This is a genomic window from Mesorhizobium sp. Ca11, assembly GCF_020165275.1.
Classification (GTDB): Bacteria; Pseudomonadota; Alphaproteobacteria; order Rhizobiales; family Rhizobiaceae; genus Mesorhizobium.
Genome location: NZ_JAIUHU010000017.1, coordinates 117,185 through 128,593, shown reverse-complemented (window position 1 = coordinate 128,593; position 11,409 = coordinate 117,185). Strand labels below are relative to the sequence as shown.

The 11,409-nt window shown below is 65.7% G+C and carries 13 protein-coding genes; 4 read left to right on the top strand and 9 right to left on the bottom strand.

What is annotated here, in order from left to right; translation table 11 throughout:
* Positions 1–53: 53 nt before the first annotated feature.
* The 3 genes from LB538_RS24960 to LB538_RS24950 are packed head-to-tail and all read right to left on the bottom strand — an operon-like array spanning position 54 to position 2,047.
* Positions 54–860, bottom strand: a complete 807-nt coding sequence (locus tag LB538_RS24960; protein WP_224530252.1) for an SH3 domain-containing protein — start codon at positions 858–860, stop codon at positions 54–56.
* Complete coding sequence (locus LB538_RS24955) at positions 844–1,653, bottom strand: metallophosphoesterase family protein (RefSeq protein WP_224530289.1); 810 nt, start codon at positions 1,651–1,653, stop codon at positions 844–846. Before LB538_RS24955 ends, LB538_RS24960 begins: the two co-directional genes overlap by 17 nt.
* 37 nt (positions 1,654–1,690) lie before the next feature.
* Complete coding sequence (locus tag LB538_RS24950; RefSeq protein WP_140838528.1) at positions 1,691–2,047, bottom strand: ArsR/SmtB family transcription factor; 357 nt, start codon at positions 2,045–2,047, stop codon at positions 1,691–1,693.
* Positions 2,048–2,239: 192 nt separating this feature from the next.
* Between LB538_RS24950 and LB538_RS24945 the strand changes: the two genes are divergently transcribed.
* Entirely contained in the window at positions 2,240–3,418 is a 1,179-nt protein-coding gene (locus LB538_RS24945) for an MFS transporter (protein ID WP_224530291.1), read from the top strand.
* A gap of 31 nt (positions 3,419–3,449) precedes the next feature.
* Here LB538_RS24945 and LB538_RS24940 read toward each other — a convergent pair whose 3' ends face one another.
* Positions 3,450–3,914: a MarR family winged helix-turn-helix transcriptional regulator gene (locus tag LB538_RS24940; protein ID WP_224530294.1), complete on the bottom strand. Its 465-nt coding sequence runs from the start codon at positions 3,912–3,914 to the stop codon at positions 3,450–3,452.
* Between the two features lie 189 nt (positions 3,915–4,103).
* Here LB538_RS24940 and LB538_RS24935 point away from each other — a divergent pair, with 189 nt between their 5' ends.
* Positions 4,104–4,898, top strand: coding sequence for an SDR family NAD(P)-dependent oxidoreductase (locus LB538_RS24935; protein ID WP_224530296.1), 795 nt, complete (start codon positions 4,104–4,106; stop codon positions 4,896–4,898).
* A gap of 370 nt (positions 4,899–5,268) precedes the next feature.
* Here LB538_RS24935 and LB538_RS24930 read toward each other — a convergent pair whose 3' ends face one another.
* Positions 5,269–5,868, bottom strand: coding sequence for a LysE family translocator (locus tag LB538_RS24930; RefSeq protein WP_224530528.1), 600 nt, complete (start codon positions 5,866–5,868; stop codon positions 5,269–5,271).
* A gap of 99 nt (positions 5,869–5,967) precedes the next feature.
* Here LB538_RS24930 and LB538_RS24925 point away from each other — a divergent pair, with 99 nt between their 5' ends.
* Positions 5,968–6,834 (top strand): LysR family transcriptional regulator, encoded by an 867-nt coding sequence (locus LB538_RS24925; RefSeq protein WP_224530299.1) that lies wholly within the window; start codon positions 5,968–5,970, stop codon positions 6,832–6,834.
* Between the two features lie 7 nt (positions 6,835–6,841).
* Here the strand turns inward: LB538_RS24925 and LB538_RS24920 are convergent, their stop codons facing one another.
* The 4 genes from LB538_RS24920 to LB538_RS24905 all read right to left on the bottom strand — a co-directional run bounded on the left by LB538_RS24920 (position 6,842) and on the right by LB538_RS24905 (position 10,611).
* On the bottom strand, positions 6,842–7,489 hold the full coding sequence (locus LB538_RS24920) for a glutathione S-transferase family protein (RefSeq protein ID WP_224530302.1): 648 nt from the start codon (positions 7,487–7,489) through the stop codon (positions 6,842–6,844).
* 80 nt (positions 7,490–7,569) lie between these two features.
* On the bottom strand, positions 7,570–8,220 hold the full coding sequence (locus tag LB538_RS24915) for a dihydrofolate reductase family protein (protein WP_224530304.1): 651 nt from the start codon (positions 8,218–8,220) through the stop codon (positions 7,570–7,572).
* 153 nt (positions 8,221–8,373) lie between these two features.
* A complete protein-coding gene (locus LB538_RS24910; RefSeq protein ID WP_411909057.1) occupies positions 8,374–9,174 on the bottom strand; it encodes a protein-L-isoaspartate O-methyltransferase family protein in 801 nt (266 codons plus the stop codon).
* Positions 9,175–9,252: 78 nt separating this feature from the next.
* A complete protein-coding gene (locus tag LB538_RS24905; RefSeq protein WP_095766614.1) occupies positions 9,253–10,611 on the bottom strand; it encodes an Nramp family divalent metal transporter in 1,359 nt (452 codons plus the stop codon).
* A gap of 224 nt (positions 10,612–10,835) precedes the next feature.
* Here LB538_RS24905 and mntR point away from each other — a divergent pair, with 224 nt between their 5' ends.
* Positions 10,836–11,291: a manganese-binding transcriptional regulator MntR gene (mntR, locus tag LB538_RS24900; protein ID WP_176476973.1), complete on the top strand. Its 456-nt coding sequence runs from the start codon at positions 10,836–10,838 to the stop codon at positions 11,289–11,291.
* Positions 11,292–11,409: the final 118 nt, after the last annotated feature.

Genomic DNA, 11,409 nt, shown 5'->3' with positions numbered 1-11,409 from the left:
GGAGTAGGGGAGTAGGGGAGTAGGGGGCCTCTCTTCCCTATTGCCTTACTGCCCTACTGCCTTATTCCTGTATCAGTACCCAACGCCAGTGCGTCCGTGATCTCGAAGCGTTCGGAGACGCCGATGCGGATCATGTTGAGGCTGCCTTCGCGGGTGAAGCGGAATTCGTCGGAGGAGTCGGAGCCGGCGGGCTTGCCGTCGTGGAAATTGATGAGGCGCGTGCCGCCGTCCGGCCAGGTCACGGTCACGACGCTGTCGCCGCCCTCATGCGCGACACTGATTTCGCAGCGGGTCATCGGCTGGCCGACATGGCGGGCGCAGGGGATGCCGGCGTCCGGGGTGTCGGACCCGGCGCTGGCCGAGGCCGCGAAGGCGAGAGCATACGCGTCCTGCATCGCGGTCCTGCCGATCTCGGCCGCAGATGGCGGCTCGGCCGGCTCCCCGCCGCCCAGGCGCGCCGCTATATCAGGCTGCGGCTCCTCGGAAGGTTGAGGCGCAATTGCCGCGGCCGCCGGCGCGGCGGCATCTTCAGGCGCCGGCGCAGGGTTGTTGGGGCTGAGATAGCGGGCGGGCGCCCAACCGACGATATGCGCGTCCTGCGTATCCTCGACCTTGCACCAAGGATAGCCGTTGACGACGTTGCAGCCGTAATTCTTCACGGCCGTGCCGTTGGGCAGCCGCGCCGCCACCTTTCCACTCGGCGAAGCGGTGACGCGGATATTGAGGAGATCGTCCGGCGCCAGGCCGCCGATAATCGAAACGATCGGTCCCGGCGCATCCTGGGCCACGGCCGGCAGGGCCGCCGCCAGCAATGGAGCGACGAAGAGCAGCGTCGATGGGAGCCTAACCCTGCGCTTCATGCATAGGCTCCGCTCGATCGGGATATGAACTCCGCTCAATCCTCATAAATCCGGTCCGCAGCGCGTGTGCCCATTCTGGCCGTCCCGCCTGTTCGGCCTGCTTTGCGGCGGCTTCATGGTCGTAGTCCACCGCGATCGCCTCGAAGCGGTCGGCGCGGCCGGGCACGTCCAGCTCGACGATGCCGTAGCGGGCATGCGGCGAGCCTTGCTCGGAGACATGCGCCGGCGGCGTGTCATCGTCATAGGCGGGGCAGCCGACGCTGCCGGGGTTGAAGATGACCGGACCGTCGGGGATGCGGATCAGCTCGTTGCGATGGCTGTGGCCGCACAGCACGAGGCGGCAGGCCGGATCGAGCGGCTTCAGCCGGCGCCTGATCGCGGCGAGCGGCGCGCGCACCAACTGGCCGTCGACAATGGCGTCGGAAAGATATTTTTCGTCATGGTCCGGCCGGGCGTGGAAGGCTATGACGCCGGGCACGATCTCCAATGTGAGCGGCAGGGCGAGCAACGCCGCGCGCTGCGGCGCGGTCAACCGCTCCTGGGCGTAGCGGTCGGACGGCCACATGGCTTCATCGGCCACGTCCTGGGCGACGCGGCGGTCGTGATTGCCGCGCGCCGTCGGCAGATTGAGCGCCTGCAGCCGTTCCATCGTCTGGCGCGGCCAGAGCGGGCCAGACACGCAGTCGCCGAGATTGACGATGATGTCGGCGCCGCCTCGCTGGTTCAGATCGTCGAGCACAGCGTCCAAGGCGAGCACGTTGCCGTGGATGTCGGCCACTACGGCGATGCGCATGAGAGCTCCATGACAGGCAATTTCGTCAGCGCCGCAATCAGGCCTCGAGTTCCATCTCGGAGGTGCCGACCGCCGGCAGATCCTTGTCGCCGTCAGCCGCGGCGATCACGCTGTCGAGCAGGCCGGGAAAGCGCTTGTCGAGGTCGTCGCGGCGCAGCGTGATAAGCCGGCTGGTGCCTGCCGCCTCGCTGCGGGTGACGCCCGCCTCGCGCAGCTTGGCGAGGTGGTAACTGAGATTGGTCTTGGAGGCGAGGTCGAGGAACTTGCTGCAGTTCATCGGCACGCCTTCCTTGCGAGCCAGATAGCGGACAATGGCAAGCCGGGTCGGGTCGCCGAGCACGGCGAGCACGATCGGCAGGCTGATCTGGTCGGCGGTTGGATGGGGCAGGCTCATGGCCCAGAATTAAGCACAAACGGCACGAACTTCAACGCGGCTTCCTTTTCTGCCGACAGACATAGCCTCTTCCTTTCGGCCCGTCCTGACACAGGGCTGTCAGCAGGGTTCAGCTATTTTATCCCGGCTCGGTTGACATCATGCCCCGCTATGTCCAATTGTTCAATAACTTTTGAACTAAGGACAGCTTCCATGGACAAGCGGATCTTCTGGCTTGCGCTCGGATCGTTCGCGATCTCGACCGAAGGCTTCGTCATCTCCAGCCTTCTTCCCGACATCGCCACTGACGCCGGCATATCGGTGCCGCTCGCCGGCTCGCTGATCACCGCCTTCGCGCTCGCCTATGCGTTCGGCGCGCCGGTGCTGGCGACGCTGACCGGCGAATGGGACCGGCGGCGCGTCATCTTGTGGACGCTGGTGTTCTTCGTCCTTGGTAATGTTGCTGCCGCGCTCAGTTCCTCCTTCGAGGTGCTTTTGATCGCCCGCATCGTGATGGCGCTGTCGTCCGGCCTGTTCGCGGCGACCGCGCAAGGCACGGCGGTGGCGCTGGTCGACGACCACCACCGGGCGCGCGCCATCGCCGTCGTCGTCGGCGGCACCACTGTGGCGGTTGCCGTCGGCGCGCCGCTCGGCGCGCTGGTCGCGGCGATTGCCGGCTGGCGCGGCACTTTCTTCGCCATTGCCGGGCTCGGCGCGCTAGCCGGTGCGATCCTGTGGTACCGGTTGCCGCGCGGCATCGTCGGCACCAAGCTGCCGCTGAGGGCGCGGCTGGCGGCGGCAGTGCGGCCCGGCGTGATGCCGATCCTGCTGACCACGGTGCTGGCGCTGATCGGAGCCTTCACCGTCTTTGCCTTCATCGCGCCCTTGGCCATAGAAGGCGGCGGGCTCTCTCCGATCGCGCTGCCGGGCATGCTGCTCGCCTTCGGCATCGGCGCCGTCATCGGCAACATCGCCGGCGGGCAGGCCGCCGACCGCTTCGGCGCCACCCGAACCGTCGCCTGGTCGCTGGCGCTGTCGGCCGCGATGCTCGCCACCTTCTCGCTGATCCCGGCCCTCCTGCCGCAGTCGATCGCCGGGCCGGCGCTGATGGCCATGATGGTGCCGTGGGGTATTGTCGGCTGGGCCTTCCCGCCGGCGCAGGCAAGCCGCATCATCAAGCTGGCGCCCGACGCTGCGCCGATCGTGCTGTCGCTCAACGCCTCGGCGCTCTATCTGGGCGTCGCCATGGGCGCGGTGGTCGGCGCCGCGGTGCTGCGCTTCGGCGCTCCGGCCGATCTCGGCCTGATCGCCGCGGTGTTCCCGATCGTCGGGCTGGGCGTCGTGCTCGCCGGCCGGGTGTTCGCCCGCCCCGTGGCGATGCCGGCCGAGTAACGGTTTCAAAGCCTGATCGGCGGCCGCTTCTTCAGAGTGAAGGAGCGACCGTCGGCATTTCCAGATCGAGATCAGCCACCGCGTCCAGCGCCGCGCGCAGCTTTGCCGCCTGCTCCGCGCCAACCTTTTTCTCGAACTGCCGCTGCGCGACGCTCCACAGCTTGAGCGCCTCGTCGAGCTTGGCCTGTCCTCGCGGCGTCAGCCGCACGCGCTTGACGCGGCGGTCGTCCTTGTCGGGGAAGGTCTCGACATAGCCGTCGCGGATCAGCGGCTTCAGCGTATGGCCGAGCGCGGACAGATCCATGATCAGCGCTTCGGCGATGGTGCCCATCGCCGGCTCGTCGCTGATGTGGATCTGAAAGAGCAGCCCGAACTGCGTGCCCTTCAGGCCCGACGGCGCCAGCGCGTCGTCGTAGAAGCGGCCGAGACTGCGCGCGGCACGGCGCAGCGTGGCGTTGTTGCAGTCGCTGAATCCGGGCTTGTGAGCTTCGGTCATGATCACTCCTCGCCGGCGCGTCGACGCGCCAGCCTGCCGCAGAAATAGTTTTCGCCGCCGCCGTTGACAAGATAGTGGCATATACCTACTTCGCCGAAAGTGGCATATGCCACTAAGTTGGATCAGAAGCCCGGCAGATGATCGGATGGTCGGCGCTGGGCCAAGCGAAGCGAACAAAGGAACAGGACAATGAGCACGAAGGACAATAAGGGCACGGCCGTCATCACCGGCGCGTCGTCGGGCATAGGCGCGGTCTATGCAGACCGGCTGGCAGGGCAGGGATACGATCTGGTGCTGGTGGCGCGGCGCGCCGACCGGCTGCGGGAGTTGGCGGACAAGCTGGCCTATGCCTATGGCCGCAAGGTCGAGACGATCATCGCCGACCTTGCGGTCGATGCCGATTTGCGCCGCGTCGAGCAGGCGGTGGCGGCGGATGACAGCGTGACGCTGTTGGTCAACAATGCCGGCGTGGGTGGCCTGGAGACGATCGCCGACGCCGACGCCGACGCGGCCGAGCGCATGATCAAGGTCAACGTCGTGGCGCTGACCCGGCTGACCCGCGCGGTGCTGCCCGGCCTGCTGGCGCGCAATCGCGGCGGGATCATCAACATCGCCTCGGTCGTTGCCTATGGCATCGCCGTCGGCGGCATCTACAGCGGCACCAAGGCCTATGTCGCCAACTTCACGGAAGCGCTGCAGAAGGAAGTCGCCGGCACCAATGTGAAAGTCCAGTCCGTCGTGCCCGGACCGGTCCGCACCGAGTTGTGGGACGTCTCCGGAATCAGCCTCGACGGGATCAATCCGGACTGGATCATGAGCGCCGACGATCTGGTCGACGCAGCGCTTGCCGGGTTCGCCCAGGGCGAGACCGTCACCGCGCCCGGCCTTGCCGATGCGGCTGGGCTGGCCACCTATCTCGGTGCCCGGGACCAGTTCTTCGGGAGCCTGTTCTCCGGCAAGCCGGCGGCGCGCTACGCGGTCTGAGGCTGGTTCCTCGCCCCGCAAAGCGGCTACGGCATGCACACATTTCCAAACGGCTGGCCTTTGGCGATAGCGTGCATGGCAGCTTGGCGCATGCATTGTCCAATGTAGCGCTGGTCGACCCCCACTCCGTCTCGGCTGCGCCGAGCCACCTCTCCCCCGATCGACGGGGTAGAGGAAAGGCGCCGAGCTTTTTGCCGTCAACGTCCGTCCAGCAACGCTCCCTTCCTTTCCCTCTGGAGGGGGGAAAGGTGGCGCTGCGAAGCAGCGACGGATTGGGGGAACCACATGGCAATCGAGCTTCGGTCTGATCAGTCAATCACAGAAGATGTGTGCATAGCGTAGCTACCTCCGTGGGGCGAGGAACCAGCGTTTATACCGGCCGCCACATCTGCAGGATCGAGGCGGCCAGCAACAGGCCGAGCACGATGTTGAGCGCGCGCCACTGGCGCTCCGTCTTGAGCAGACGGGCAAGCAGGGTTCCCGCCACGCACCACAGCGACAGCGAAAAGGCTGCGGTCAGCCCGAACACGGCGCCCAGCAGCAGCGCAAGCTGCAACGGACCATCCGCCAGTGCCGCGAAGGATGCGGCGGCGCCGAGCCCCATCGCCCAGCCTTTCGGATTCATCCACTGGATGCCGGCGCCGCCGAAAAAGCTGTTCGGCCTGGCCATGCTGATGTCGAGGTTGGGCGGGCCGCTGCGGCCGATCTTGATCGCCAGCCAGATCAGATAGAGAGAGCCTGCAATTTTCATGGCAAGCTGCAGGGATGGAATGGCGGCCAGAAGTCCAGCCAGGCCTGCCGCGCCCGCGGCGGCCACGGTAGCCAGCCCCGCGGCGCTGCCGGCCATCAGCGGCACCGAACGGCGAAAGCCGAATTGTGCGCCCGACGCGGTCGACAACGTCGTGGCGATGCCGGGCGTCGAGGTCGAGATCAGCGCGAACAGGACCAGGGGGATGATGGTGTCTGAGATGCGGGCCTCCCAATCGGGGAGCAGACATACTTAGGCGCTTGGCAGCATCAGTAAATGCAATGTTTGGTATGGTTTGCATTAGCGATTATAATACCGGGCATGATCCGCGATCTCGACACGACCCTTATCCGCACCTTCGTCACCACCGCCGACAAGGCCAGCATGACGGCGGCCGCCAATGCGCTTCACCTGACGCAAGGCGCCGTCAGCCAGCAGGTCAAGCGGCTGGAGGAGGTGCTCGGCCAGAGCCTGTTCGAGCGCGACCGCCGCGGCCTGAGGCTGACGCGGGTGGGCGAGCGGCTGCTCGACAAAGCCCGCCGCCTGCTGCAGCTCAATGACGAGATCCTTGCCGAGATCAGGGGAAGGGCGGTTGCCGGGCAGGTGCGGATCGGCGTACCTTACGACCTTGTCGGCACGCTGCTCGCGCCCGTGCTGAAGGCCTATGCGGAAGCCTATCCGCAGGTGGAGATTTCGCTGATCTGCGCGTCCTCGCCGGAACTCGCGGCGGCCCTGGCGGCGGGCACCATCGACCTTGCCGTCATCGAGGAGCGTGTCGGCCCGACCCTTGGCGAATGCCTGCTCGTCGACCGGCTGGTCTGGGTCGGCGCCAGAGGCGGGGCGGCGCACCTGAAGCGGCCGCTGCCGGTTTCGATCGTCGCCGACACCTGCGCCTTCCGACCGGCGGTGCTGGCCGCACTTGGTGAACACGGGCTCGACTGGCGCACAGTGTTCGAGAACGGCAACATCGATGCCACGACCGCGACAGTGCGCTCGGACCTCGCGGTGACCGCATGGCTTGCCTCGACGGTTCCCGCCGATCTCGACATATTGTCAGACGCCGGCCTTCCGGCGCTGCCGAATTTCTCCGTCAACCTGCATCTGCCGAAACATGCCCCCGCGCCGGCCGCAAAGGCTTTTGCCAGCCATATCCGCGAAGGTCTTTCGCGCTATCGGCAGGCGGCGTGACGCGGCGTCAGCCTTTCGCTGCCATGGCGACTGCCAATTGCGCGTCGAAAGCGCGCTTGAAGGCCGGCCGCGCCTCGCCGCGGGCGACATAGGCGGCAACGTTCGGGAATTCGTTCAGCAGTCCCGATCTCTGCAGCCGGCGCAGCACGCCCACCATGACAAGGTCGCCGGCGCTGAAGGCGCCATCGAGCCAATCACTATCGCCGAGATGGCGGGCAAGATCGGCCAGCCGCTTGCGGATGCGGTCGTCAACCAAGGGCAGGCGCTGGTCGTGCCACGGTGCGTCGCGCTCCAGAATCACGGCCGTCGCGCGGTCCAGGATCGGCTGCTCGATGGTGCTGAAGGCTGCGAACATCCAGGCGACGGCGCGCGCCCGAGCGTTCGCGTCCTCCGGCAACAGGCCCGCGTGACGCACCGCGATGTGGAGGACGATCGCGCCTGACTCGAACAGGGCGAGATCGCCTTCTTCATAGGTCGGGATACTGCCGAAGGGATTGATCGCAAGATGCGCGCGCTGTTTCATCGCATCGAACGAAACGAGGCGAACATCATAGGGCTGGCCGACTTCCTCGAGCGCCCAGCGCACGTGCATGTCGCGCGCGAGCCCCCTGCCGCCATCGGGCGATCGTTCAAAGGCGGTGATCGTGGGCATCATTGGCGGCTCCTGACCGTTCAATCGTCGTTCGAAAGAGAGGCAATGCGCGGCGGGTCTGCCCGCCGCGCGACAGCCTTGTGCTACTTCCAATTTTTGCGCCGTTCGAGCTCGGCTTCCGAAGGCTCCTGCTGGGCAAACGAGCCCGTACGGATTTCGCCTCCGCGCTCATAGGTCGCCATGATGACGCCGGTGGTGGAAGCCTGCGATTTGACGAGCTTGAAGGCCGCAGGCATCGCGTTGTCGCCGAACAGCCGCTTACCCTTGCCCAGCAGCAGCGGGAAGGTCATCAGCCGGATCTCGTCGATCAGCCCGTTGGCGAGCAGGGTCTGGATCAGATTGCCCGATCCCTGGATGAGCAGGTCGGGTCTATCTTCCTGCTTGAGCTCCTTGAGCCTTGCAACGATATCCGGTCCGAGCGACTGCGTGTTCTGCCAGGTCAGCGTATCCGGCCGGTGCGTCGCCACATATTTGACCGCGGGGTTGAAGACAGCCGCGATCGGATCGTTCTGATACGGCCAGTATGCGGCGAAGATATCGTAGGTTCTGCGGCCGAGCAGCAGGTCGAACGGCTTGGAGAACATTTCCTCCATGGCCGCGCCTGCGACCTCGTCAAAATAATGGAAGGTCCAGCCGCCGAATTTGAAGCCGCCGACCGGATCCTCTTCCGGCCCGCCCGGCGCCTGCATGACACCGTCGAGGCTAACGAATGTGGCGGCGATGATCTTGCGCATCTGTCTTCTCCCTTTCACGATCCGCGCCGTCGCGGCCGGATTTCTGCCTAAAGCATTCGACGCAATTCCTGACGGAAAACCGCTTCGCACTTTTCCTGGAATTGCTCCAAGGACGAACGGCAAGGCTGCTCTCCGACACGGCCCCGCGAATTTCTAGCGCGTGTCGTCGACGCGAATGGCGCGTGACGAGAACCAGACCTCGCCGAAGACGGCGGTGGCAGTGCGGTCGGGCGCCTTGTCTTTCCTCAGCCAGATCGAGCGGGTGCGCGCGGCGCGCTCACGTGTCGGTATTTTTGCGCCCGGCTCGGTAGTGGAGGCGCCGACGCAAGGGATGAACCAGGAGCCCATGAAAGGCCGGCAGGCAAAGCCGTTTTCCAGGCGCATTACGAGCACCGCGAGGCCGACGGTTTCGGAGGGACGCCACGGAAAGATCATGCGGCCGCCGGGCTTCAGCGCTTTCAGCCACGCGGCGGGCGGCGCGACCACGCCGGCATTGACATAGACGATGTCGGAGGGCGGCAAAGGGTTGGCGACGGCGTCGCCGTGGATCACCTCGATGTTGCGGTACCGGGCGAGGTTCGCCTTGGCGCGCGCGGCAAGATCGGTCTCGATCTCGAAGGCGGTGACGCCGCCGTCCGGCTCGACCAGCCTCGCCAGCAGCGCCGTGTAATAGCCTGTGCCGGCGCCGATATGGGTGACGTGCTCGCCAGGCTTCGGCTCGACCTTGCCGAGCCACATCGCGTGCAGCATCGGCTCGCCATTGTTGATGCCCTTGTCGGCATCGAGCACGACGAGGACATTCTGGTAGATGTAACCAGGATCGGCGCTTGGCGTCTGGAACCGGCCTTCGCCGGCAAAGACGGTCCATGGTCCCGGACCCAGGAAGGCCTCGCGCGGCACCGTAGCGAACACCTCCTCGATGCGTGGATCGGCCGACCGGGCGTGCGCAGCCATCAGCCTGGCGTAGAATCTGCGGGCTTCGTCCGGTTTGGCCATGCCGCGAAGATAGCGCGGCCGGCGCCAATGTCGCGGTCAGCCGGCGAAGGTGTCGTAGAGGAGCTTGAAGTTGAGAACGAGGATGACGGCGGCAACCACCCAGGCCAACGCCGCAACGCCGCGCGGTATGGCGAAATTGCCCATTTTCTTCTTGTCCGACACGAACTGCACCAGCGGCACCACCGCGAAAGGCAGCTGCATCGACAGGATCACCTGGCTGAAGACGAGCAACTGGCCGGTTCCCTTCTCGCCATAGAGTGCTGTGACGACCACCACGGGGACGATGGCAATGCCGCGCGTTACCAGGCGCCGCGCCCATTGCGGGATGCGCAGGCGCAGGAAGCCTTCCATCACGATCTGGCCGGCGAGCGTCGCGGTGACAGTCGAGTTGAGGCCGGAGGCAAGCAGCGCGACGGCGAACAGGATCGAGGCGATGCCCAGGCCGAGCAGCGGCGAGAGCAGCTCGAAGGCCTGGCCGATCTCGGCGACGTGGTGATGGCCGGTATCGTGGAAGGCGACCGCCGCGACGATCAGGATCGACGCATTGACGAACAGCGCCAGGATCAGCGCGATGGTCGAATCCGTCGTCGCCCATTTGATAGCGTCGCGCTTGCCGGCATCGGTTCGCTCATAGGCGCGGGTCTGCACGATCGAGGAATGCAGATAGAGATTATGCGGCATGACTGTCGCGCCGATGATGCCGATGGCGATATAGAGCATCGCCGGATTGGTGACGATCTCCGGCGACGGCACGAACATCGAATGCAGGATCGTGCCGGCCGGCGGCGCGGCGACGAAGATCTGGATGGCAAAGCAGCCGAAGATGATGATCAGCAGCGCGACGACGAAGGCCTCGAGATAGCGGAAGCCCTTGTTCATCAGCAGCAGCACAAGGAAAGCATCGAGCGCGGTCAGCATGGCGCCGCCGATCAGCGGGATGCCGAACAGAAGCTGCAGCGCGATCGCCGTGCCGATCACCTCGGCGAGGTCGCAGGCGATGATGGCCAGCTCGCAGGCGATCCAGAGCAGCAGATTGACCGGGCGCGGATAATAGGCGCGGCAGGCCTGGGCGAGGTCGCGGCCGGTGGCGATGCCGAGACGCGCGGCAAGCGCCTGCAGCAGGATCGCCATCAGGTTCGACAGCATGATGATGAAAAGCAGCGTATAGCCGAACTGGGCACCACCGGCGAGGTCGGTCGCCCAGTTGCCTGGGTCCATATAGCCGACCGAGACCATGTAGCCCGGCCCCATGAAGGCGAACAGGCGGCGGAACCAGACGCCGGTCCGCGGCACCGCGATCGAGGCGTTCACCTCGCGCAGGCTCGGCTGCTCGTCGTCGGGCCTGTCGAATCGCCATGCGGGTCGGGCTACGGTTGCTGCATCGGCATCGGACATGGGATTTCCGCTGGAATTGTCGAACGTGCCTCTTATCTACGCCATGGCTCAACATTATGCAATATGCTATATTTCATTGATCATGCTTTCGTGATGAGCCGAGACAAGGCTGGCGGCGGGCTGCCGCAAACGCCCGTTGCGCATGAGCGGGAATGCAAATAAACGGCCGGACCATCAGGGGTTCGTGTTATGGATGCGGTCCCCGATTCAAGGAGGAGCGCGGATTGGCGCTGAGGAACAAACCGGTTCGACGCGAAGAGCCGCTTCCCGATGCCGAAATCCATTCGGCGGGTTTCCGGCAGACTCGCGAGGCGCGCCGTAGCGCGCTGGTCGAGGACTATGTCGAGCTGATCGCCGACCTGATCGAGGACGGCAATGAAGCGCGGCAGGTGGATATCGCGGCAAGGCTCGGCGTCGCGCAGCCGACGGTGGCAAAGATGCTGACCAGGCTGTGCGCCGACGGGCTGGTGTCGCGAAAGCCCTATCGGGGCGTGTTCCTGACCGAGGCCGGCCGCAGGGTCGCCGAGCAAAGCCGCATCCGCCACCAGACGGTCGAGGCGTTCCTGCGCTCTCTCGGCGTCAGCGCCGAGACGGCGCGCATCGACGCCGAGGGCATCGAGCACCATGTCAGCGCCGAAACGCTGGAAGCTTTCCGCCGGGCGATGACCTCCGCTCGTTGAGCTCGGGCTCGATACGAGAATAGCGCTGCAGGACGCAAAGTGTCGGTACCGACCTCGCGAAAAATACTGACTTGACGTATTCGTTGCGATAATTGTCTGCAGGGGGCGGTGGCATGCC